A 25,632-nucleotide genomic window follows, 5' to 3' on the forward strand; every position below is an offset into this window, starting at 1 on the left:
ATGGCTTTAATATCGCCGATAGTTCGGTTAACCCTTGGGCTGCTGCTACTGACAATCAGTTTATTGTTGGTAGGTGATCTGATTGGACTGGTGCCAGATAAACAGGAGAATCAGTTTAAGGCAAGAGTGGCTATTGCTGAGACATTAGCTGTACAGGTATCGATTGATGTAGCAGCAGGGCACATTGATGAGTCTGAACAGGCTATGCGTCTGGTACAAAATCGAAGCGAAGATATTGTATCGCTTGGATTACGTAACAAGAGCCAGCAGCTGATTTTTGCAACGGGTGAACATGCTAAAAACTGGCGGTCGCCAGCAAATAACAGATCGACCTATAGTCACCTTTTATTGCCTATTCATGATAATGCTGGTCGTTGGGGAACTCTGGAAATACAGTTTAAATCGGTTGATAACTTCTGGGGAGGACTGTTTCAAAGACAGTCTATTATTGGCATTATCCTGTTTGTCAGTGTGGCAGGCTGTCTGGCTTACTGGTTATTTCTAAAGCGTTCATTAAGAGAATTAGATCCCTCATCTGTTGTTCCTGATAGGGTGAAAAATGCGTTAGATACGCTATCTGAAGGCTTGGTTATACTAGATCAGTCAGGTCATATTCTGTTTACTAATAGCACATTTATCAGAAAAACAGGCTTCATCGGACATGATCTCACCGGGATACCTTTATCTACACTGGCATGGAATATAGCCAATGTTAGTGATGATCCATCATTTGTTTTTCCATGGAAACGATTATTGACCGACCATGACGATGTGGAAACAACCCCGCTTAGCTTTACAACTAAAGCAAAGGAATTACTGAGTTTTTCAGTCAATGTTGCACGAATAGATGACCCAAAAGGAAATCTGGTCGGTGCAATTGTGACTTTTGCCGATCTTACCGAATTGGAACAGTCGCATCAGGACCTTGCAAGGGTGTTACAAAAGCTAAAACTAAGCCAGACAGAAATAGCGAAGCAGAATAAAGAACTACGGCAGTTGGCTTCTTATGATTCATTGACCGGTATTTTGAATCGCAGATCATTATTTGAAGGCTTGGACCTGCTGATAAATGAGACCCGGGAAGAGCGGGGTATATTCAGTTGCATTATGGTTGATATTGACCACTTTAAGCTGGTTAATGATCGCTATGGACACGCTACCGGTGATAAAGCAATCAAGTTGATGGCGCTTACTCTGACAAAAATGACGCGGCCGGAAGATCTGGTGGGGCGTTATGGTGGCGAAGAATTCTGTGTTGTCCTTAAAGGGATGAGTAAGATGCATGCGCTGGAAATAGCTGAACGTATCCGTCGGGCTGTTGAAGATGCAGAGATTCGGGTGGGTTCATCACGTCTTAATTTTACCGCAAGTTTCGGCGTGTCGAGTTATGAGAGAGGTGAGGTGCATGCTGAGGAGATTATTGATAAAGCAGATAAGGCGCTGTATGTAGCAAAAGAAACGGGCCGTAACAAAGTCGTACACTGGCAGGATAAACAGAGCTCTACGGACAAACAGCATGAAATGCCGGACCTTACAAATGCAAACGTTATGCGGACAGAAGAAGGGCCAAAGGGGCAGGAAATGTTTTTGTTGGCTCGGATAGAAGAGTTGGAAAATCAACTTGGCGAGCAGAGACAGCGTAAACATGGGAAAGGAATAGATAAGGATGGTAGCGCAAGTAGGGCCATACTATTAGATCGTATCCAGCAGAATGTGATTCGGTTTGAGCGCACGAAGACCAGAATGGCTCTGCTATTTATGGGTACTGAAACCATTACCCAGGTTCGCAGTACCTGGGGCTATCAGGCCGCAGAGAAACTGACCAGAATGACGATCAAGCGCTTACGAACGTCACTGCGTAGTACTGATACCGTTAGCAGAGATGATCAACCGCTATTGGATATCAGTATCTCAAAGCTGAGTCAGAATGAGTTTGCTTTGCTGTTGACCGATATTCAAAGTGATGAGGATATCACCTGGATTGTACAGCGCTTGCTTAGCGCATTAAAAGAACCCTTTATTCTGGAGGGTAATGATATCCTGGTGGTGCCAAACTTTGGCGTGAGCAGTTATCCGGAAGACAGTGATGATCCGGAAATATTGCTGGCTAACGCCAGCGCGGCTTTGCTGGAAGCGCGGATGTTAGGTCAGGATAATTGCATTCACTTTAGTGAAGATATCCACAAACGGTCACGCAAGCAGCTCAATCTTAGTGCGAACCTGCAGAAAGCGATCAAGCATGATGATCTGTTTATGGAATACCTGCCGCAGATCGATATACGAAATGGCCGGATTACCGGATTTGAAGCGTTGTTGCGGTGGTATCATCCTGAACTAGGTATGGTTGATCCGGCACAATTTATCGCTTTGGCAGAACGCTCTGGCTTGATCAGTGATATTGGCCGGTGGGTATTGAATGTAGCTTGTCGTCAGCTCAAACAGTGGCAATCAATACCGGGACAGCAAGGACTGACAATAACGGTAAACTTCTCCCAGTCGCAGTTTAACGATACCGGTCTGGTCGACGATATTCTGACGGCGGTAAAGTCTGCTGATATTGCTTGTGAACATCTGGTTATCGATCTGACTGAATCATCCCTCAGCGGCAATGAAGCAAGAATCGTGGATACCCTGCAATGTTTGAGTGATGCCGGTATTCGTTTTGCATTAGATGACTTTGGTACTGGTCGCTCATCGTTAGCTTCATTGCGGGATTTTTCGTTAGACTGGGTTAAAATTGACCGTAGTTTCGTGTCAGGTTTTGAACGCAACCCGTTAGATACAGAGATAGTGACGACCGTCATTTCGATGGCTCATAACCTGGGCTTGAAAGTTGTTGCTGAAGGTGTGGCGGATATGAAACAGCTAGCAACTCTGAAAAAAATGAACTGTGATGAGGTTCAGGGTGAATTGTTCAGTAAACCGTTACTAAAAGATCAGGCAACCCGTTATCTGGAAGATAAGACCCATATCAAGGATATTCTTCAAATCGGAAATCGAGATTATTTAAATACTTCAGAGCCAGAGGAAAATGGTTTAGAAGGGATTCTGAATAATGCGGATGGGGCAACCTTAGTAAACTTTAAATAAGCTGGTAGTCTTGTAAGCAGATGACTTGAATTGCTGCATAAGTGTTAAAGAAAGAGTGACGATGACAGACCCTTTGGTAGATAAGCTGGCTTTGCTGGCGAAACAGCGAAATATCAGAATATGTACAGCTGAATCTTGTACTGGCGGTGGTGTTGCACAAAGTATTACAGCGTTGGCTGGCAGTTCAGATTGGTTTGAGTGTGGTTTTGTCACTTATAGTAATGCCGCGAAGCAGAGTATGTTGGCGGTTCCAGAAAAGCTGTTCATCACTGATGGCGCTGTGAGTGAGTCTGTTGTCACTGCAATGGCCATTGGAGCTGTAGAGCGCAGTAATGCCGATATCAGTGTTAGTATTAGCGGCGTAGCAGGTCCTGGTGGTGGTAGTCCGGAAAAACCGGTGGGCACTGTTTGGATGGCCTGGTATATGGATGGCGGCGAAGTCGAGACTCATTGCTTTTTATTCAGTGGGGATCGTCATTCCGTTCAGGTTGCAGCGATCACAGAAGCGCTAAAAGGTCTTATAAAACAACTCTCTGTTGCAGCAAAATAGAACGCTTGAAAAATACTGTATAAAAAAACATATAAATTACTTGCAAACTGGCAATGTCCTGTTAATAATACTGTCCAAACGTACAGTATATTAATTGCCCTGCCGGGATAGGTAATTACGATGGATATGAACAGACAAAAAGCATTAGATGCTGCCCTGAGTCAGATTGAGCGCCAGTTTGGTAAAGGCGCTGTGATGAAAATGGGCGACCAGCCCCGTGAAGCCATTCCAGCGATCTCTACCGGGTCTCTGGCGTTGGATATCGCGCTGGGCATAGGCGGTCTGCCAACCGGTCGTATTGTCGAGATTTACGGTCCTGAATCATCCGGTAAGACAACACTTACATTGCAGGTAATCGCTGAAGCACAAAAGATAGGCAAGACCTGTGCCTTCGTTGATGCTGAGCATGCACTTGACCCTATCTATGCTGAAAAGCTGGGTGTAAACGTTGATGAAATGTTAGTTTCGCAGCCAGATACGGGCGAGCAGGCGCTGGAAATTACCGATATGCTGGTTCGTTCCAATGCAGTAGATGTTCTGGTTGTCGATTCTGTTGCTGCTTTGACACCAAAAGCTGAGATCGAAGGTGAGATGGGCGATCATCACGTGGGTCTGCAGGCGCGTTTGATGTCACAGGCGTTGCGTAAGTTGACAGGTAATGTGAAGAACGCCAATACGCTGGTTATCTTCATCAACCAGATTCGTATGAAAATTGGTGTGATGTTTGGTAATCCTGAAACCACTACCGGTGGTAATGCACTGAAATTCTACTCCTCTGTGCGGTTGGATATCCGTCGTACCGGTGCGGTAAAGCAGGGTGATGAGATTATCGGTAACGAGACCCGGGTTAAGGTTGTTAAGAATAAGGTATCACCGCCGTTCAAACAGGCTGAATTCCAGATAATGTATGGTAAAGGTATCTACCATATGGGTGAAGTAATCGACCTGGGTGTTAAGGAAGGCTTGGTTGATAAGTCCGGTGCCTGGTATGCCTATAAGGGCGATAAGATCGGTCAGGGTAAAGCTAATGCGGCAAGATTCCTGGAAGAACATCCAGAAATAGCCACTGAAATTGAGGCCGCTATCAGAGAAAAATTATTGGTAGTACCGCAATTTAAGAAAGACGAAAAGAAGGATGCTGAGGAAGCTCAGCTAGATCTTTAAGTTTAAATCAGGAGCCGAAAGGCTCCTTTTTTTTACCGGAAATTTAGATGTACGAGTCTGAACAAGAAGCAAAAAATGCGGCGATAGGTTTGTTAGCAAGGCGCGAACATTCTCGAAAAGAGCTGATGACCAAGCTTCAGCCTCGCTGTCAGGGTTTTGCACTAGAGCCTGTGCTAGATCTGCTGGAAGACGCCGGCTATTTATCTGACCTGCGATTTAGTCAGAGTTTTATCCGCATGAGGGTGTCACAGGGGCATGGTGAGATCAGAATTCGCTTTGATCTGAGACAGAAAGGCATAAGCAGTGAAATGATTAATACTTCACTGGAAGAGGCTGAAATTGACTGGTTCGAACAGGCTCTGGAGCTTTACTGTAGGAAATACCGCACAGCAATAACACCGCAAGATTTTAAAGAGCGAAGTAAACGGATGCGATTTATGGCGCAGCGCGGCTTTTCAATGGAGCAGATTAACTATTCTATTGAGCAAAGCGCTAATAACGATCATTAGACAAAACCCCTTACCTGTCAGCACTTTTCAAGTCATTTCCTGCTGAATACCGGTTAAAAACAAAAAAATTCGTAGATTTACTCCTCACGTTATATACTACATCGCCATTTTTATAGTGATTTCCACGCTGTTTCTAAGCTTCTGTTTTATATCGGAAACGGTGATGGTGACGGTTAAGTATTACGAGCGAATTAAAGCCATGAAAAATATGACAAGTGCTGAACTGCGTCAGGCCTTTCTGGAATACTTCCAGTCTCAGGGTCATCAAATTGTTGATAGCAGTTCTCTGATTCCTGCAAATGACCCGACTCTGATGTTTACGAACGCGGGCATGGTGCAGTTTAAAGATGTCTTCCTGGGCGATGACAAACGCTCCTATAACCGGGCGACTACCAGTCAGCGTTGCGTACGTGCTGGTGGTAAGCATAACGATCTGGAAAACGTTGGTTATACTGCGCGTCACCACACTTTCTTTGAAATGCTGGGTAACTTCAGTTTCGGTGATTACTTTAAGCGTGATGCTATCCGCTTCGCCTGGACCTTCCTGACTGAAGTGCTGGAGCTGCCGAAAGAGAAACTGTGGATAACTGTTCATATCTCAGACGATGAAGCTGAGAAAATCTGGAAAGAAGAGATCGGTGTAGATCCTCAGCGTTTCTCTAAGCTGGATGAAGATAACTTCTGGTCGATGGGTGATACCGGCCCTTGTGGTCCTTCTACCGAGATCTTTTTTGATCATGGTGAAGAGATCTGGGGTGGACCTCCCGGCAGTCCAGAAGAAGATGGCGATCGTTATATCGAAATCTGGAACCTGGTATTTATGCAGTTTAACCGTGATGCCAGCGGCACTATGGATCCTCTGCCTAATCCGTCTATCGATACTGGCATGGGCCTGGAACGTATCGCTGCAGTGCTGCAGGGCGTTCACTCTAACTACGAGATCGACCTGTTCCAAAATCTACTGAAGGCTGCTGCGAAAGCGGTTGGCTCGGCTGAAACCGATAACAAGTCTCTGCGTGTAATTGCTGACCATATCCGCTCATGCTCTTTCCTGATTTGTGATGGCGTTATTCCGTCGAATGAAGGAGCGGGCTATGTGCTGCGTCGTATTATTCGTCGTGCGGTACGTTATGGTAATAAACTGGGCGCTACCGGACCTTTCTTTAACCAGCTGGTTGCTGCGTTGGCACAAGAGATGGGTCAGGCCTATCCTGAGTTGATTGAAAAGCAGGCTCAGGTTGAACGTATCCTTCTCAAAGAAGAAGAGCAGTTTGCTAAGACTCTGGATCATGGTTTGCGTCTGCTTGAGGATGCAATCAGTGGTCTTAAAGGAACAGAAATTCCGGGCGAAACAGTCTTCAAGTTATACGATACTTACGGCTTTCCGGTTGACCTGACGGCAGATGTAGCTCGTGAGCAAGAACTATCTGTCGATATGGCGGGTTTTGAAAAGGCGATGGAAGATCAGCGTAACCGTGCACGGGCCGCTGGTAAGTTTAATGTTGATTACAATGATTCGATCCGTCTGGATAGTGAAACAGCATTTAGCGGTTACGAGCAGCTTAGTGGCGATGCGAAAGTAGTCGCGCTGTTTAGTAATGGCGAAGCTGTTGAGCAGTTGAATGCTGGTGATACCGGGATGGTGGTACTGGATGAAACGCCATTCTATGGTGAATCCGGTGGTCAGGTAGGTGATACAGGTGTACTGACAGCGACGGGTATCGAATTTCAGGTTAATGACTGCACGAAAGAATCGAAAAACCATCTACATCATGGAATCCTGAACTCAGGCTCTATTAAAGTAGGCGATCTTCTGCAGCCCCAGGTCGATGCTGGTAAGCGTCAGGCGACCGCAGTGAATCATTCAGCGACTCATATTTTGCATGAAGCCCTGCGTATAGTGTTAGGGGAGCATGTGCAGCAGAAAGGCTCGCTGTGTGATGCTGATCGTTTGCGTTTTGACTTTTCGCACTTTGAAGCGGTTAAGCCAGAGGAACTGAAACAGATTGAGCAAATCTGTAACGAACAGATCCGTCAGAACTCTGAAGTTCGTACCGATATTATGGATATTGAAGCGGCTAAAGCGACGGGTGCTGCGGCATTGTTTGGCGAAAAGTATGATGAGACTGTTCGTGTGCTGACAATGGGTGAAGGATTTTCGGTAGAGCTTTGTGGTGGTACTCATGCTTCTCGCACGGGTGATATTGCATTGCTGAAGATTGCATCTGAAGGTGGTATTGCAGCTGGCGTACGTCGAATTGAAGCGGTAACCGGCGCTAAGGCGCTGGAGTATGTAGAGCAGTCAGCTAAACAGCTAGAAGATAAACTACAGGATCAAATTGCTAAAAGTCGTCAGCTGGAAAAAGAGCTGGAGCAGATGAAGGCTAAACTGGCTGCGGCGAAAGGTGCCGACCTTTTAAGTAATGCGATTGAGGTTAAAGGCGTTAAAGTTCTCGCTGAACAGCTGGAAGGAATTGAGCCTAAAGCACTGCGTGATACTATCGATCAGCTCAAGAATAAGTTGGGCAGCGGTATTGTTGTACTGGCAACTGTTGCTGACGGCAAAGTTAGCCTGGCTGCAGGCGTAACAAAAGATCTTACCGGTCAGGTAAAGGCGGGAGATCTGGTACGCGAACTGACAGCCAAGCTGGGTGGTAAAGGTGGAGGTCGTCCTGACTTTGCTCAGGGTGGCGGTACTGATGCTGCTGCGTTACCAGCTGTGCTGGAAGACGTAAAATCATTGGTAGAACAGAATCTGTAATTGTTGCAGCCGTGAGGCTGATTAAGGAAGCAGGTAAGTATGGCCCTATACGTACAGAAATATGGTGGAACATCTGTTGGTACCGTCGAGCGTATTCAGTCGGTAGCTGACAAAGTAAAAGGGTTCCGGGAAGCGGGTCATGATGTGGTTGTCGTTGTTTCAGCAATGAGCGGTGAAACCAATCGTCTGATCGGTATGGCAAAAGAGATGCAGGAGCATCCGGCACCTCGTGAAATGGATGTTCTGGTATCAACGGGCGAGCAGGTAACTATCGCACTGTTGAGTATGGCGTTGGAGGCACGTGGCGTAAGCGCTCGCTCCTATACTGGTAGTCAGGTCAGAATTCTGACTGATGATGTGCATATGAAAGCACGTATCCAGGATATCGATGTCGACAATATGCGTGCAGATCTCGAGCAAGGCCGTGTCGTTGTTGTTGCGGGTTTTCAGGGTGTTGATCCTACTGGCAATATTACAACATTGGGGCGTGGCGGTTCGGATACGACCGGCGTGGCTCTGGCAGCCGCTCTGAAAGCCGACGAGTGTCAGATATACACTGACGTGGATGGAGTCTATACAACCGATCCGCGTGTTGTGGAAGGCGCTCAGCGCATGGATAAGATTACCTTTGAAGAGATGCTGGAAATGGCCAGTCTCGGTTCTAAGGTGCTGCAGATTCGTGCTGTGGAGTTTGCAGGTAAATATAATGTGCCATTGCGGGTCTTGCATAGTTTTCAGGACGGCCCTGGTACGCTTATTACAACAGAGGAAGAAGATACAGTGGAAAAACCGGTCATCTCAGGGATTGCATTTAACCGCGACGAAGCGAAACTGACAATTCTGGGTGTGCCAGATATTCCAGGTGTCGCATCGCGTATTCTAGGTCCTGTTAGCCGTGCCAATATTGAAGTTGATATGATTCTTCAGAATGTTGCTGCTGATAACTCGACTGACTTTACCTTTACGGTACACCGCAATGACTTTGCTGCAGCAGAAGAAATTTTGCAAAAAGTTAAGGCTGAGTTGGGTGCTCGTGAAGTCATGGGTAATAATAAAATCGCTAAAGTATCGATTGTGGGTGTAGGAATGCGCTCTCATGCTGGTGTAGCGAGTAAGATGTTTGATACATTGGCGGGTGATAACATTAATATTCAGATGATCTCTACGTCTGAAATTAAAGTATCCGTAGTGATTGCAGAAAAATATCTAGAATTGGCTGTACGTGGTTTACACTCTGCTTTTGATTTGAATGCTGCAGATACTGTAAGTGAATAACTTTATTAACGGTGGTCTATAGTTAGATTGCTGTTGCACATTATTAATGTTTAACGCAAGGTAAGCCTGCGGCAGCCCGATGTTGTTATGCAAGATAGCAGTCTGGATATGTCAGGTCGGTAGTACTTGTCTGTTAAATAAGGAGATTTATTAATGCTAATTCTTACTCGTCGTGTCGGAGAAACTCTGATGGTCGGTGATGATGTTACCGTTACCGTGCTGGGCGTTAAGGGCAACCAGGTTCGCATCGGCGTCAATGCACCTAAAGATATTTCTGTTCATCGTGAAGAGATTTATCAGCGCATTCAGAAAGAAAAAGAACAAGATAACGATTAATTATTCTTTTTTAGAGATTGCGCTTTTCTTTTGAAAATCAATCTTGTACTATACGCGCCGTTGTTGAGGTGAGATGGCCGAGTGGCTGAAGGCGCGCCCCTGCTAAGGGCGTATAGGGGAAACTCTATCGAGGGTTCGAATCCCTCTCTCACCGCCATTTAGCGCCCGTAGCTCAGCTGGATAGAGTACCTGGCTACGAACCAGGCGGTCGCACGTTCGAATCGTGCCGGGCGCGCCAACAATCTGAATGCTTAGGTATTCATTTGTTGGTGTAATAATGGAAGCAACAAGTTTGGGTTTAAGCGCCCGTAGCTCAGCTGGATAGAGTACCTGGCTACGAACCAGGCGGTCGCACGTTCGAATCGTGCCGGGCGCGCCAACCTTCTCAAACTGTCTTAAGTTTTATCTACTCACAGATTACCTGATACGCGCCCGTAGCTCAGCTGGATAGAGTACCTGGCTACGAACCAGGCGGTCGCACGTTCGAATCGTGCCGGGCGCGCCACTTCAGGGTTTTCAATCTGAAAATCATCTTAGTTTTACCCTAATCCAAATAAGTTTTAGCTAAGCCTGATCAAGTATGACACGCTTATGTAAGTCTCGCTGCTTTCCAGATAAGTACAAGCATCAGTGTTGCCTGATTAAGTCTCAGTAGACTCTGGTCGAGTACAGCCAGCTTCCACGTCAATTAAGTCTCAGGGGCCTTACAAGCGCCAGCATGGTCTAATTAATCATTAGTGTGATTGAATAAGTGTCACCGCAGCTTAGTCTGGTATCAGAGTGGCTCAATTCAGTTTAAGCGGCCCTAAAAAATATAACCCCTGATCAGCTGTTGCGGACATCGGTGTCGGTTAATTTTTTGCGTGCATAAAAAAACCGCCATTGGCGGTTTCTTTTATTGATTTTGTTAGCGCTCTCTAAAGGCGTTATTAAAACCGCGTGATATAGGTTTCAGCAAGTAGTCCAGAATCGATTTAGAGCCTGTTTTGATATCTGCTGTTACCGTCATGCCCGGAGAGACTAAAAAGTTCTTGTTGGCGCCGACAAAGCCTTGGTTGAGGCTGATTTCGGTACGGAAGTAAGGGTCCTTCTTTTCATCAAGATAGGTGGACGCTGAAATCCGCTCTACGATGCCTGCTACAATGCCAAACCGGGCAGAATCATAGCTGTCGACTTTAACCTCAACGTGCTGGCCAGGATGGATATGGCCAATATCGCTGGGTGAAAGGCGGGCTTCAACAATCATGTCATCACCGGTAGGGACCAGTTGCATAATAATCTGGCCGGGATCTACTACGGCATTAATGCGTGTAATTGACAGGTCCTGAACGATACCGCTCAGTGGTGCATAGACATCTAAGCGATTCACTCTGTCTTCGGCCCGTATCAGGGTCTGCTCAACTTCAGCCAGTTCTTCACCCACTTTACCCGCTTCTAGCTCAGTGTCTCTTTTGAAGCGGGCAGTGATTTCGGTTTTGCGCTTTTCGGCTTCATTCAGGGCGGACTTTGATACTTTAATGCCGTCATACAAGCTGCGTTGCTCGCTTTGTGCTTCAGCCAGGCTGGTCTTAGTTGTGATCAAATCAGATTCTGAAACGACATTGCTTTCAACCAACTGTAACCGCATAGCAACTTGTTGATCGAGCAACTTAACTTTTTTATCCACAGAGGCTGCTTTATTTTGCTGTTGATTCAGTTCCTGCTCTTTCTGTCTGATCTGCGCATCAATGACACCCAGCTCGCTTTCGTAGCTGGCCAGTTGTGCGTTGTATATAGTCATCTGTTTGCGTGCCAGCGCAGGATATTGCTGGCCCATCTCCCCAAATACCGGAGTTCGGGTGTCAAGAATAGCCTGTAGCCGCTCTTTCTCCATGACAAAAGAAGCGCGGCGGATCTCTGTTTGAGTAAGTTCGGACTGTGATGCCGGTGGTGAGAAGCTTAGTAGAAGATCGCCTTCCCGTACCTTGTCGCCATTACGTACGGCTATCTTGCTGACAATGCCGCCTTCCAGATGTTGAACGTCATGAATCAGGCCGGCAGGAACTATCTCGCCACGGGCAGAAGTAACTTCATCAACCTGAGTGAATGCAGCCCAGGCGATAGCGGCTACCAGAATGAAGGATGTGAAGTAGATAGCTGCATTGATAATGGTTGAAGGTTGATGCTCTTCCAGTTGAATAGCCTGAGCCAGAAAGCGGGCGCGGGCGCGGGGGAGGCTGGCGCCGCCGCGAGATGAAAAAACGTTATTGTTATTGCTCATGTCAGGTTCTCCAGCAGCAGGGCGACTACTTCATCAGGGTGTCCGACGTGGGCAACGGCTCCCTGATCCATCAGTATTGCTTTATCCGCCAGGCGGATATGACTCGGGCGGTGACTTACCATAACGATTGAGCGTTTACCCTTAAGTAGTTTAAGTTGTTCGACAAAGCGACGATCTGATTCATCATCGAGCGAGGCGCCGGGTTCGTCCAGTAACAGAATTTTAGCGGGGCTGACAAAGGCTCTTGCCATCGATAGAGATCGAAGAAAACCCGGTGGCATACGGTCAATGGTGGTATCACCAATACGGGTATTGAAGCCTTCAGGTAGTGCCAGTATCTCTTCCAGAACGCCGGCTTCAGCGGCCGCGCTCTCAATTTGCTCGTCCGTGGCCAGGCTGTTGTTGAGGCGGATGTTCTGAGTGATGGTGCCGTGGAACATATGGGTTTGCTGGGGTACGTACGCGACGGCGCGGCGCAGATCCATCGCATTGAGTTGGCGCAGATCCATATGATCTACCTGAATAGAGCCTGCCTGAGGCGCATACATACCAGCTATCATTTTAATTAGCGTGGACTTGCCCGATCCGGTATTACCAGAGATGGCGACAATTTCACCGGGTTTGATATGAAATGATACGCCTAACAGGGCTGGGTCCCGATCAGGGCCGTAGCGAAAGCTAACGCGCTCAATACGTATATCGCCTTTCAGTTTTTCCAATACCAGACCGGATTTTCCGCCTTTACGTTCATTGCGTAGCTTCATTAGCTGGTTAATCTGTTTAATTGCTTTAATGGTCTGCTGAATTTTTGAAAATGAGAGGAATGCGCTTTGCATAGGAGATAGTACTCGCCATACCAACGCCATAATTGCGATCAGGGCGCCGATAGTCATCTCTCCGGCCATGACTTGTAAAGTACCTACGCCGAGAACGGCGACACCGGTAAACGTCATCATCCCCTGGGCAAGGTTGTTCATGACATTATTGGATAGAAAGGTATGGTAGTTAGAGAGAACGGCTTCGCCGGAGTTTTCTCTGAAGCGTTCCCACCAGACGGTTTCGCCACCAATGGATTTGATCTCTTTTCGCCCTGCAACGGTTTGCATGATGATGCGTTGTTTGTCGGTGCGGGCCTTACCTGAGCGCATTATCTTACTGTTCAACATAGGTAGCCAGAATAGTCCTAGCATGACAAAGCCTATTACCATGGCTAATGGAATCAGTGCGACAACGCCGCCGAGAATACCTATGACGATAAGAAATAAAATAACAAAGGGCAGCTCAAGGGCGATGGCAGCGCTGGGGCCGGTAAAGAAGTCCCGCACTGAATCGAACTGTTTAAGCCTGGAAAGCTGGGCCGCAACTGTAGAGCGTTCAGTGTATAGCGGGGGCAGGTAGAGCATGCGTTTGAAGGTTTCTACGCCGATCAGATAATCCAGTCGACCTGCGGTGACGCCTAGTAGTTTGGCGCGCAGGTAGCGCAGGCCCAGATCTGCTGAAAGGAGAATGGCGGCGCCGCTGATTAAAAACGGCAGGGTTTCTGCGGATTTTGCGCCGATCACTTTGTCGTAAATGACCATGATAAAAAGTGGTACCAGAAGCGCGGCCAGGTTTATGATAAAAGTCATACCCAGTAGATGAATAATCATCTTTTGAAAACGCTGTAACAGATTGCTAAACCAGTCTGCGCCAGGGGCCTCGGAAGGGTTGCTGCCATGGGCGTGGTGGCAGTCGGTAAACAGATACGCCGTGCCTTGTAGGTTTAGTTTTTCGGTGGTCTGATAGCTGTCGTCAGAGGGGTCGTAATAATGTATCAGCTGCTCGTCTATGCCCTGTAATAGCAGTACCCGGCCCTCTTTAGTGATATAGAGTGCGGGGTAGAGCTCATGTTTAAGCTTGTCGCTTTCAATCGCTACGGGTGTGCTTTCGTAGCCTAAAGTAGCCAGAATATTACGCAGATCGATAAGATCCAGTTGTTCAGAAAAGTGCGGCAGAGCCTCTATCAGTTCTTTGGCATAATTATTCCAGCCAAGCTCTCTTAAAAGAGGAAGTAGGCAGGCTGCAAAGGGTGATGCATCAATAAATGCGTCGTCGCTGTCACTGCGCAGAGCGTGGGCGAGTTTTTCAGAAACGATTTCGGGGCGCTTAGAGCTATTACTCATCAGATCTTAGCCTTGTGTCTCTGTTGCAGGTTGTGCTTTAGCTTTCTTGGCCATATATGGGTCGACATATTCTAAAAGCTTGCCTCTTGTCAGGCTGTATTGGCGATCGCAGATGCGCATAAATGAAGGACGATGGGTCACTATAATCATGGTGCGAGAGCCGCGCATCTGCTTAATAACATTGAGTAACCGGTTGTCATTTTTAATATCAAAATTAGCATTAGCATCATCGAACAGAATGATCTTCGGATGTCCAACCAAAGATCGAACCATAATGATCTTTTGACGCACCCCTTCAGACAGGGTATCGACCGCGGCGCCGCCGACCTGAGTATCCAGTCCGTCTGGTAGTCGGGCAACGATCTCCTCAAGTCCCAGAACTTTTGATAATTCAAGCGCTTGTTGCAGGGCTTCGCCTTCGCGATAGAGGGTCATGTTTTCCAGAATAGTACCTTCGAACAGAATGCCTTTTTGCGGCATGATGCCGATCTGAGCCCGCAGGTATTCGATGTCGTATTCGCGAATATCGTGGTCATCGAGATAGAGTTCGCCTGTATCGGGTTTTAAGAAACCGGATAACAAGCCAATTAGCGTGGTTTTACCAATACCGTTGTTGCCGGTAATGCCTATGGTTTCACCAGGGTAGGCAACCAGGGACAGGTCTTCGATCAGGTTCTCTTCTTGTCCGGGATGTTTGAAGCTTACGTTTCGAATCTCAATTTTACCGCTTAGTCCGGTTTCCATCCGGATTGAGCCGCCGGTTTCCTCTGGCTGTTCGTATAACTCTTTAACTTTATCCAAAGCCAGGTGAAGGGTTTGAAACTGAGACCAGAAGCCCATCGCTTTTAGTCCGGGTTGCAGGACTCTGCTTGATAGCATAGTGCCTGCGGCCAGTGCGCCTACTGTCAGATCTCCCTCAATAACATAGATGCTGCCGATACCAACAAATGCAACGACGGCCAGTTGCGAGAATGTGGCGCCAATGCCCTGCACGATGCTGTTGATTCGGCTCAGGTCGTATACGCTCTCTGCAGATTGGTGCTGTAGTTTTTCATAGCGACGCAGCATCAGGGCTTCCATCGCCATCGATTTAACCGTATGAATCCCTTTTAAGGTTTCAATAATAAAATTCTGGCGCCTGTCTTCCATTATGGAACGGGTTTCCAGAGCATTTCTTAGTTTGCGGCCGGTTATGATTGCCACGACCAGAAAGACCATTAACAGTGCTAATGGAATAACAATGAGCGGCCCGGCGATAATCCAGATTAAAGCGAGAAATAGAAGAACGAAGGGGAGATCCATGATCAACAGAACCGACTGACCAGAGTAAAACTCCTGAATCTGTTCTAAGGCGTGGACTTTATCAAGATAGTAACCGGCAGGCTTGCTTTCAAAAGCCGAATTATCTGTATTCAAAATGTGATTCATCGCTTTAAGGCTTTCGCGATGATCGAATTCTGCACCACTCCAACTCAGGATAGTTGAACGAAAAATTCGTAAGGCTGTATCCAGTATGACAACGCCGAGCATGCCCAATATGAGGAACATAAAGGTCCCGGTGGCTTGATTGGGAATAATTCGGTCATAGACTTGAAGTATGACAGTAGGAAGGGCTAAAGCCAGTATGTTAATGGCAAGCGAAGACAGTAATACACTGGGATGGCTCCATGTTCCCGGTGTTTTAAGTCGTTTTAAAGCAAACTGATGCGACCTTTTCCTACTCATGGGAGCTCTGCTGTTCCAGGATGTAATGCAACTAATTGAATTAGGGTAATTTTGTTCTAACCAATAGTGCATCTCTTCCGGGCGATTCTCAAGGGCTTCAGTCGTTTTTTGAATTTTGGATAAACCATTCTGAGAAGTGGTTTGCCGGATGTAATAGAAGCAGAGGCTCTTTATGGCAGATAAGCAAAATTTTTCTACAGATTCTGTACGTGATAAAGCGACAGAGGATCTGTTTAACCGAGATGCCACTGCTCATATTAATCCTAATCGCCGGATGTCAGAGGATATTCATGGCCGGGATGACCTGTCTCCGGAGGAGCTGTTTAAGCAGAATATCCAGGGACGAATAGACCATGGTTTAGATGACAAATTACTGCCTGAGCTGGAGTCAGAAGGCTTTGAATTTGTTGTTAACGATCAGCTGCTTTCTGCAATTGAGTCAGACGGTGTCTTGCCTGAAGGTACGGTTATCGCAACCTTATCGGTGCCTGTTGAGGGGGCCGACTTCTCTTTTCAGCTGAGCGACTCTCAGTTTGCCATTGTCGGTGATCAGCTTGTACTTAGTTCTAACTTACTACCTCAGGTAGGCGAGCTGTTCGCATTGCAGGTTAGCGTTAGTAGCAACACCACCGACTTCTCTCTGGATGTTCCCCTGAGTGTTAATTTTGATGGGTTAGCTGAGCTGGTTGAAGAGTCTTTTAATTTTGTTCCTACGGACATTGAGCTTTCAAATACAACTCTGGATGAAGATGCTCAGGGTGGAGACTTTGTAGCGAACCTGATTGCAGTCGATTCAGATAATGTTGATGGTTTTGAATTTGAGCTCACAGGAGTAGGGGCTGAACTGTTCGAGATTCAAGGCCATCAGCTGATTGTGAAAGAGGGCAGTGAATTTGATTTTGAAACTTTGGCTCAGCATTCGGTTGAAGTAACCGTCACCGACCCTGCCGGTAATAGCTACACCGAAGTTGTTACCATTGATCTGAATGATATCAATGAAACCCCCGTACTCTCTGATGCTGCTATTTCTGTAACAGAAGGTGGTGATATCGCTGGAGGGGCACTGGAAGCTGAAGATCCTGACTTTGCTGATCAGCTTTCTTTTATGGTGGCGGACGGATTTACACTCCCGCCGGGCTTTGAGTTGGCTGCCGATGGTGATTATAGTTTCGATCCAACTAATTCTGCCTATGATCATCTGGCCATAGGTGACTCTCAGATCCTCGCGATCCCGATTAAAGTTGTTGATTCCGGTGGTCTGGAAAGTTCAGCAGAGATAGTGATTACAATCTCCGGCTCTAACGATGGGCCAGTGGCTGATGCCGATGTAATTGCAGTCACTGATGAAGGTGACCAGGCTATTTCAGGGCAATTGGTTGCATCCGATGTAGACGATGCAGCCAGTCTGAATTTCAGCGTCACCGGCGGTGCGGATCTGCCCGCTGGCTTCACGCTGGAATCTGACGGTTCGTACAGTTTCAATCCTGCGGACGATGCATACCAGTCAATGGATGCGGGTGATACCCAGGTACTGACGATTCCTGTGACCGTGACTGACGATCAGGGGGCGACTGATACCCAGCAGATTCAGGTGACGGTAACCGGTACTAATGATGCGCCGGTAGCCGGTGCAGATGTAACCGCCTCTGTCGATGAAGGCGATTCTGCGATCTCTGGACAGCTAACAGCTTCTGATGTTGATGATGCTGCTTCATTGAGTTTCAGTGTCACCGGTGGTGCGGATCTGCCTGCAGGCTTTACCTTAGAGTCAGACGGTTCTTACAGCTTCAATCCAGCCGATGCAGCCTACGAGTCAATGGATGCGGGTGATACCCAGGTGCTGACGATTCCGGTAACAGTAACCGATGAGCAGGGTGCGACGGATACTCAGCAGATTCAGGTGACGGTAACCGGCACCAACGATGCGCCGGTTGCCGGTGCCGATGTCACCGCCTCTGTCGATGAAGGCGATGCGGCGATCTCGGGTCAGTTAAGTGCCAGTGATGTAGATGATTCAGCCAGCCTGAGTTTCAGTGTCACCGGTGGTGCGGATCTACCTGCCGGTTTCACGTTAGAAAGTGACGGTTCATACAGCTTCAATCCATCGGACGATGCTTACCAGTCAATGGATGCGGGTGATACTCAGGTGCTGACGATTCCTGTGACTGTGACCGATGATCAGGGTGCGACTGATACCCAACAGATTCAGGTAACAGTGACTGGTACTAACGATGCGCCGGTAGCCGGTGCGGATGTCACTGCAAGCGTTGATGAAGGCGATTCTGCGATCTCGGGCCAGTTAAGTGCCAGTGATGTAGATGATGCAGCCAGCCTGAGTTTCAGCGTCACCGGCGGTGCCGATCTGCCTGCTGGCTTCACGTTAGAAAGTGACGGTTCATACAGTTTTAATCCAGCGGACGATGCTTACCAGTCAATGGATGCGAGTGATACTCAGGTTCTGACGATTCCTGTGACCGTGACTGACGAGCAGGGTGCGACGGATACCCAACAGATTCAGGTGACAGTAACCGGCACCAACGATGCGCCGGTAGCGGGTGCCGATGTCACCGCCTCTGTTGATGAAGGCGATGCGGCGATCTCTGGACAGCTAACAGCTTCGGATGTTGATGATGCTGCTTCATTGAGCTTCAGTGTCACCGGTGGTGCGGATCTGCCTGCCGGCTTCACGCTTGAGAGCGATGGTTCATACAGTTTCAATCCAGCCGATGATGCGTATCAATCGATGGATGCGGGCGATACTCAGGTACTGACGATTCCGGTAACAGTAACTGACGAGCAGGGTGCTACTGATACCCAACAGATTCAGGTGACGGTGACCGGTACCAATGATGCCCCGGTAGCGGGTGCCGATGTAACGGCCTCTGTCGATGAAGGCGATGCGGCGATCTCTGGACAGCTAACAGCTTCGGATGTTGATGATGCTGCTTCATTGAGCTTCAGTGTCACCGGCGGTGCGGATCTGCCTGCCGGCTTCACGCTTGAGAGCGATGGTTCTTACAGTTTCAACCCGGCGGACGATGCATACCAGTCAATGGATGCCGGCGATACCCAGGTGCTGACGATCCCTGTGACCGTGACTGACGATCAGGGTGCTACTGATACCCAGCAGATTCAGGTGACGGTAACCGGCACCAACGATGCACCGGTAGCCGGTGCCGATGTCACCGCCTCTGTCGATGAAGGCGATGCGGCGATCTCGGGTCAGTTAAGTGCTTCGGATGTTGATGATGCTGCTTCATTGAGCTTCAGTGTGACCGGCGGTGCGGATCTACCTGCTGGTTTCACGTTAGAAAGTGACGGTTCTTACAGCTTCAATCCAGCGGACGATGCTTACCAGTCAATGGATGCGGGTGATACCCAGGTGCTGACGATTCCGGTAACAGTAACCGATGATCAGGGGGCTACTGATACCCAACAGATTCAGGTGACGGTAACCGGTACCAATGATGCGCCGGTAGCGGGTGCTGATGTCACCGCCTCTGTTGATGAAGGCGATGCGGCGATCTCTGGACAGCTAACAGCTTCTGATGTTGATGATGCTGCTTCATTGAGCTTCAGTGTCACCGGTGGTGCCGATCTGCCTGCTGGCTTCACCTTAGAAAGTGACGGTTCTTACAGTTTCAATCCAGCCGATGCAGCCTACGAGTCGATGGATGCGGGCGATACCCAGGTGCTGACTATCCCTGTGACTGTAACTGACGATCAGGGTGCTACTGATACCCAACAGATTCAGGTGACGGTAACCGGCACCAACGATGCACCGGTAGCCGGTGCCGATGTCACCGCCTCTGTCGATGAAGGCGATGCGGCGATCTCGGGTCAGTTAAGTGCCAGTGATGTTGATGATGCTGCTTCATTGAGTTTCAGTGTCACCGGTGGTGCGGATCTGCCTGCCGGCTTCACGCTTGAAAGTGACGGTTCTTACAGTTTCAATCCAGCCGATGATGCGTATCAATCGATGGATGCGGGTGATACCCAGGTGCTGACGATCCCTGTGACCGTGACTGACGATCAGGGTGCTACTGATACCCAGCAGATTCAGGTGACGGTAACCGGCACCAACGATGCGCCGGTAGCGGGTGCCGATGTCACCGCTTCAGTTGATGAAGGCGATGCGGCGATCTCTGGACAGTTAAGTGCCAGCGACGTAGATGATGCTGCTTCATTGAGCTTCAGTGTCACCGGCGGTGCGGATCTGCCTGCCGGCTTCACGCTTGAGAGTGATGGTTCATACAGTTTCAATCCTGCGGACGATGCATACCAGTCAATGGATGCGGGCGATACTCAGGTGCTGACTATCCCTGTGACTGTAACTGACGAGCAGGGTGCTACTGATACCCAGCAGATTCAGGTGACGGTAACCGGCACCAACGATGCGCCGGTAGCCGGTGCCGATGTCACTGCGAGCGTTGATGAAGGTGATACCGCCATCTCTGGTCAGCTAGCAGCGTCGGATGTAGACGATGCAGCGAGTCTTAGTTTTAGTGTCACTGGCGGTGCGGATCTGCCTGCCGGCTTCACGCTAGAAAGTGACGGTTCTTACAGCTTCAATCCTGCGGACGATGCATACCAGTCAATGGATGCGGGCGATACTCAGGTACTAACGATTCCTGTGACAGTGACTGATGATCAGGGTGCGACGGATACCCAACAGATTCAGGTGACGGTAACCGGCACCAACGATGCGCCGGTAGCCGGTGCCGATGTCACTGCAAGCGTTGATGAAGGCGATGCAGCGATCTCTGGACAGCTAACCGCCTCGGATGTTGATGATGCTGCTTCATTGAGCTTCAGTGTCACCGGCGGTGCGGATCTGCCTGCTGGCTTCACGTTAGAAAGTGACGGTTCATACAGTTTTAATCCAGCGGACGATGCTTACCAGTCAATGGATGCGAGTGATACTCAGGTTCTGACGATTCCTGTGACCGTGACTGACGAGCAGGGTGCGACGGATACCCAACAGATTCAGGTGACAGTAACCGGCACCAACGATGCGCCGGTAGCGGGTGCCGATGTCACCGCCTCTGTTGATGAAGGCGATGCGGCGATCTCTGGACAGCTAACAGCTTCGGATGTTGATGATGCTGCTTCATTGAGCTTCAGTGTCACCGGTGGTGCGGATCTGCCTGCCGGCTTCACGCTTGAGAGCGATGGTTCATACAGTTTCAATCCAGCCGATGATGCGTATCAATCGATGGATGCGGGCGATACTCAGGTACTGACGATTCCGGTAACAGTAACTGACGAGCAGGGTGCTACTGATACCCAACAGATTCAGGTGACGGTGACCGGTACCAATGATGCCCCGGTAGCGGGTGCCGATGTAACGGCCTCTGTCGATGAAGGCGATGCGGCGATCTCTGGACAGCTAACAGCTTCGGATGTTGATGATGCTGCTTCATTGAGCTTCAGTGTCACCGGCGGTGCGGATCTGCCTGCCGGCTTCACGCTTGAGAGCGATGGTTCTTACAGTTTCAACCCGGCGGACGATGCATACCAGTCAATGGATGCCGGCGATACCCAGGTTCTGACTATCCCTGTGACCGTGACCGATGATCAGGGTGCGACGGATACTCAGCAGATTCAGGTAACAGTGACTGGTACTAACGATGCGCCAGTGGCGGGTGCAAATGTCACTGCCTCTGTCGATGAAGGCGATGCGGCGATCTATGGACAGCTAACCGCTTCGGACGTTGATGATGCTGCTTCATTGAGTTTCAGTGTCACCGGCGGTGCGGATCTGCCTGCTGGCTTCACGTTAGAAAGTGACGGTTCTTACAGCTTCAATCCAGCGGACGATGCTTACCAGTCAATGGATGCGGGTGATACCCAGGTTCTGACTATCCCTGTGACAGTAACCGATGATCAGGGTGCGACTGATACCCAACAGATTCAGGTGACGGTAACTGGTACCAATGATGCACCAGTAGCCGGTGCCGATGTCACTGCGAGCGTTGATGAAGGCGATGCCGCGATCTCGGGTCAGTTAAGTGCCAGCGACGTAGATGATGCAGCCAGCCTGAGTTTCAGCGTCACCGGTGGTGCCGATCTACCGGCGGGCTTCACGTTAGAAAGTGACGGTTCTTACAGCTTCAATCCAGCCGATGATGCGTATCAATCAATGGATGCGGGCGATACTCAGGTACTGACGATTCCTGTGACCGTGACTGACGAGCAAGGTGCTACTGATACCCAACAGGTTCAGGTGACGGTAACCGGCACCAATGATGCACCAGTAGCCGGTGCCGATGTCACTGCGAGCGTTGATGAAGGCGATGCCGCGATCTCGGGTCAGTTAAGTGCCAGCGACGTAGATGATGCAGCCAGCCTGAGTTTCAGCGTCACCGGTGGTGCCGATCTACCGGCGGGCTTCACGTTAGAAAGTGACGGTTCTTACAGCTTCAATCCAGCCGATGATGCGTATCAATCAATGGATGCGGGTGATACTCAGGTACTGACGATTCCTGTGACCGTGACTGACGATCAGGGTGCGACTGATACCCAACAGATTCAGGTGACGGTGACCGGCACCAACGATGCGCCGGTAGCGGGTGCCGATGTCACTGCAAGCGTTGATGAAGGTGATACCGCGATCTCGGGCCAGTTAAGTGCATCCGATGTAGACGATGCAGCAAGCCTGAGCTTCAGTGTCACCGGTGGTGCGGATCTGCCTGCCGGCTTTACGCTGGAATCTGATGGTTCTTACAGTTTCAATCCAGCCGATGATGCGTATCAATCGATGGATGCGGGTGATACTCAGGTACTGACGATTCCGGTGACCGTGACTGACGATCAGGGTGCGACTGATACCCAACAGATTCAGGTGACGGTGACCGGCACCAACGATGCGCCGGTAGCGGGTGCCGATGTCACTGCAAGCGTTGATGAAGGTGATACCGCGATCTCGGGCCAGTTAAGTGCATCCGATGTAGACGATGCAGCAAGTCTAAGCTTCAGTGTCACCGGTGGTGCGGATCTGCCAGCTGGCTTCACACTGGAATCTGACGGTTCTTACAGTTTCAATCCAGCCGATGCAGCCTACGAGTCGATGGATGCGGGCGATACCCAGGTACTGACTATCCCTGTGACCGTGACCGACGAGCAGGGGGCGACCGATACCCAACAGATTCAGGTAACAGTAACCGGCACCAATGATGCCCCGGTAGCGGGTGCCGATGTCACCGCCTCTGTCGATGAAGGCGATGCGACGATCTCTGGACAGCTAACCGCTTCGGATGTTGATGATGCGGCAAGTCTAAGCTTCAGTGTCACTGGCGGTGCGGATCTGCCAGCTGGCTTCACACTGGAATCTGACGGTTCTTACAGTTTCAATCCAGCCGATGATGCGTATCAATCGATGGATGCGGGTGATACCCAGGTACTGACGATTCCTGTGACCGTGACTGACGATCAGGGTGCGACTGATACCCAACAGATTCAGGTGACGGTGACCGGCACCAACGATGCGCCGGTAGCGGGTGCCGATGTCACTGCAAGCGTTGATGAAGGTGATACCGCGATCTCGGGCCAGTTAAGTGCATCCGATGTAGACGATGCAGCAAGCCTGAGCTTCAGTGTCACCGGTGGTGCGGATCTGCCTGCCGGCTTTACGCTGGAATCTGATGGTTCTTACAGTTTCAATCCAGCCGATGCAGCCTACGAGTCGATGGATGCGGGCGATACCCAGGTACTGACGATTCCGGTAACAGTAACCGACGAGCAGGGGGCGACCGATACCCAACAGATTCAGGTGACGGTAACCGGTACCAATGATGCCCCGGTAGCGGGTGCCGATGTCACCGCATCTGTCGATGAAGGCGATGCGACGATCTCTGGACAGCTAACCGCTTCGGATGTTGATGATGCGGCAAGTCTAAGCTTCAGTGTCACTGGCGGTGCGGATCTGCCAGCTGGCTTCACACTGGAATCTGACGGTTCTTACAGTTTCAATCCAGCCGGTGCAGCCTACGAGTCGATGGATGCGGGCGATACTCAGGTACTGACGATTCCGGTAACAGTAACCGACGAGCAGGGGGCGACCGATACCCAACAGATTCAGGTAACAGTGACCGGCACCAACGATGCGCCAGTTGCCGGTGCCGATGTCACCGCTTCTGTCGATGAAGGCGATGCGACGATCTCTGGCCAGTTAAGTGCCAGTGACGTAGATGATGCTGCCAGTCTGAGTTTCAGTGTTACCGGTGGTGCCGATCTGCCTGCCGGCTTCACGCTTGAGAGCGATGGTTCTTACAGTTTCAACCCGGCGGACGATGCATACCAGTCAATGGATGCCGGCGATACCCAGGTTCTGACTATCCCTGTGACCGTGACCGATGATCAGGGTGCGACGGATACTCAGCAGATTCAGGTGACGGTGACCGGCACCAACGATGCGCCGGTAGCGGGTGCCGATGTCACTGCAAGCGTTGATGAAGGTGATACCGCGATCTCGGGCCAGTTAAGTGCATCCGATGTAGACGATGCAGCAAGCCTGAGCTTCAGTGTCACCGGTGGTGCGGATCTGCCTGCCGGCTTTACGCTGGAATCTGATGGTTCTTACAGTTTCAATCCAGCCGATGATGCGTATCAATCGATGGATGCGGGTGATACCCAGGTGCTGACGATTCCGGTAACAATAACTGACGATCAGGGTGCTACGGATACCCAACAGATTCAGGTGACGGTAACCGGCACCAATGATGCGCCGGTAGCGGGTGCCGATGTCACCGCTTCAGTTGATGAAGGCGATGCGGCGATCTCGGGCCAGTTAAGTGCCAGCGACGTAGATGATGCAGCCAGCCTGAGTTTCAGTGTCACCGGCGGTGCCGATCTGCCAGCAGGCTTTACCTTAGAGTCGGACGGTTCTTACAGCTTTAATCCAGCCGATGATGCATACCAGTCAATGGATGCGGGTGATACTCAGGTACTGACGATTCCGGTAACAGTAACCGATGAGCAGGGTGCGACGGATACCCAGCAGATTCAGGTAACAGTGACCGGTACTAACGATGCGCCGGTTGCTGGTGCCGATGTCACTGCGAGCGTTGATGAAGGCGATGCGGCGATCTCGGGCCAGTTAAGTGCCAGCGATGTTGATGATGCAGCCAGCCTGAGTTTCAGCGTCACAGGCGGTGCGGATCTGCCTGCCGGCTTCACGCTTGAGAGTGACGGTTCTTACAGTTTCAACCCTGCCGATGCAGCCTACGAGTCAATGGATGCCGGCGATACTCAGGTGCTGACCATCCCTGTGACCGTAACTGATGAGCAGGGTGCGACTGATACCCAGCAGATTCAGGTAACAGTGACCGGCACCAACGATGCGCCAGTGGCCGGTGCGGATGTTACTGCGAGCGTTGATGAAGGCGATACAGCTATCTTTGGCCAGTTAACCGCGTCGGATGTAGACGATGCAGCGAGCCTGAGCTTCAGTGTCACCGGCGGTGCCGATCTGCCAGCAGGCTTCACGCTAGAGAGTGACGGTTCTTACAGCTTTAATCCTGCGGACGATGCGTACCAGTCAATGGATGCCGGCGATACCCAGGTGCTGACGATTCCGGTAACAGTAACCGATGAGCAGGGTGCGACTGATACCCAACAGATTCAGGTGACGGTAACCGGCACCAACGATGCGCCTGTAGCGGGTGCCGATGTCACCGCATCTGTCGATGAAGGCGATGCGGCGATCTCTGGACAGCTAACAGCGTCGGATGTTGATGATGCTGCTTCATTGAGTTTCAGCGTCACCGATGGTGCGGATCTGCCTGCCGGCTTCACGCTTG

General features: G+C 49.8%; 11 protein-coding genes and 4 tRNA genes. 12 read left to right on the forward strand and 3 right to left on the reverse strand.

Going from position 1 to position 25,632, the window contains the following annotated elements; translation table 11 throughout:
• From EHS89_RS13750 to EHS89_RS13800, 11 genes are all read left to right on the forward strand, one after another.
• Complete coding sequence (locus EHS89_RS13750) at positions 1 to 3,090, forward strand: EAL domain-containing protein (protein ID WP_124926729.1); 3,090 nt, start codon at positions 1 to 3, stop codon at positions 3,088 to 3,090.
• Positions 3,091 to 3,151: 61 nt separating this feature from the next.
• Positions 3,152 to 3,640 (forward strand): CinA family protein, encoded by a 489-nt coding sequence (locus EHS89_RS13755; RefSeq protein ID WP_124926730.1) that lies wholly within the window; start codon positions 3,152 to 3,154, stop codon positions 3,638 to 3,640.
• Between the two features lie 120 nt (positions 3,641 to 3,760).
• A complete protein-coding gene (gene recA, locus EHS89_RS13760) occupies positions 3,761 to 4,804 on the forward strand; it encodes a recombinase RecA (protein WP_124926731.1) in 1,044 nt (347 codons plus the stop codon).
• Between the two features lie 47 nt (positions 4,805 to 4,851).
• Positions 4,852 to 5,313 carry a regulatory protein RecX gene (locus tag EHS89_RS13765; RefSeq protein WP_124926732.1) on the forward strand — a complete coding sequence of 154 codons (462 nt, stop codon included), beginning with the start codon at positions 4,852 to 4,854 and terminating at the stop codon, positions 5,311 to 5,313.
• Between the two features lie 208 nt (positions 5,314 to 5,521).
• Positions 5,522 to 8,074, forward strand: coding sequence for an alanine--tRNA ligase (gene alaS / locus EHS89_RS13770; RefSeq protein WP_170167510.1), 2,553 nt, complete (start codon positions 5,522 to 5,524; stop codon positions 8,072 to 8,074).
• 39 nt (positions 8,075 to 8,113) lie between these two features.
• Entirely contained in the window at positions 8,114 to 9,349 is a 1,236-nt protein-coding gene (locus tag EHS89_RS13775; RefSeq protein ID WP_124926734.1) for an aspartate kinase, read from the forward strand.
• 153 nt (positions 9,350 to 9,502) lie between these two features.
• Positions 9,503 to 9,685 carry a carbon storage regulator CsrA gene (gene csrA / locus EHS89_RS13780; RefSeq protein WP_124926735.1) on the forward strand — a complete coding sequence of 61 codons (183 nt, stop codon included), beginning with the start codon at positions 9,503 to 9,505 and terminating at the stop codon, positions 9,683 to 9,685.
• Between the two features lie 67 nt (positions 9,686 to 9,752).
• A tRNA-Ser gene (locus EHS89_RS13785) sits at positions 9,753 to 9,842 on the forward strand.
• 4 nt (positions 9,843 to 9,846) lie between these two features.
• A tRNA-Arg gene (locus EHS89_RS13790) sits at positions 9,847 to 9,923 on the forward strand.
• A gap of 64 nt (positions 9,924 to 9,987) precedes the next feature.
• Positions 9,988 to 10,064: transfer RNA gene (locus EHS89_RS13795), tRNA-Arg, on the forward strand.
• Between the two features lie 49 nt (positions 10,065 to 10,113).
• A tRNA-Arg gene (locus tag EHS89_RS13800) sits at positions 10,114 to 10,190 on the forward strand.
• A gap of 402 nt (positions 10,191 to 10,592) precedes the next feature.
• Here EHS89_RS13800 and EHS89_RS13805 read toward each other — a convergent pair.
• From EHS89_RS13805 to EHS89_RS13815, 3 genes are read right to left on the reverse strand one after another with little or no spacing between them, the layout of a single operon-like run.
• Positions 10,593 to 11,945, reverse strand: a complete 1,353-nt coding sequence (locus EHS89_RS13805) for an HlyD family type I secretion periplasmic adaptor subunit (RefSeq protein WP_124926736.1) — start codon at positions 11,943 to 11,945, stop codon at positions 10,593 to 10,595.
• Positions 11,942 to 14,107 (reverse strand): peptidase domain-containing ABC transporter, encoded by a 2,166-nt coding sequence (locus EHS89_RS13810; protein ID WP_124926737.1) that lies wholly within the window; start codon positions 14,105 to 14,107, stop codon positions 11,942 to 11,944. Before EHS89_RS13810 ends, EHS89_RS13805 begins: the two co-directional genes overlap by 4 nt.
• A 6-nt stretch (positions 14,108 to 14,113) precedes the next feature.
• On the reverse strand, positions 14,114 to 15,904 hold the full coding sequence (locus EHS89_RS13815) for a peptidase domain-containing ABC transporter (RefSeq protein WP_124926738.1): 1,791 nt from the start codon (positions 15,902 to 15,904) through the stop codon (positions 14,114 to 14,116).
• A gap of 100 nt (positions 15,905 to 16,004) precedes the next feature.
• On the opposite strand from EHS89_RS13815, the gene EHS89_RS13820 reads away from it, so the two are divergent.
• The coding region (locus EHS89_RS13820) for a VCBS domain-containing protein (RefSeq protein WP_211340343.1) at positions 16,005 to 25,632 on the forward strand (9,628 nt) is incomplete at its 3' end.

The sequence above is a fragment of the Amphritea balenae genome, from assembly GCF_003858655.1.
GTDB lineage: Bacteria > Pseudomonadota > Gammaproteobacteria > Pseudomonadales > Balneatricaceae > Amphritea > Amphritea balenae.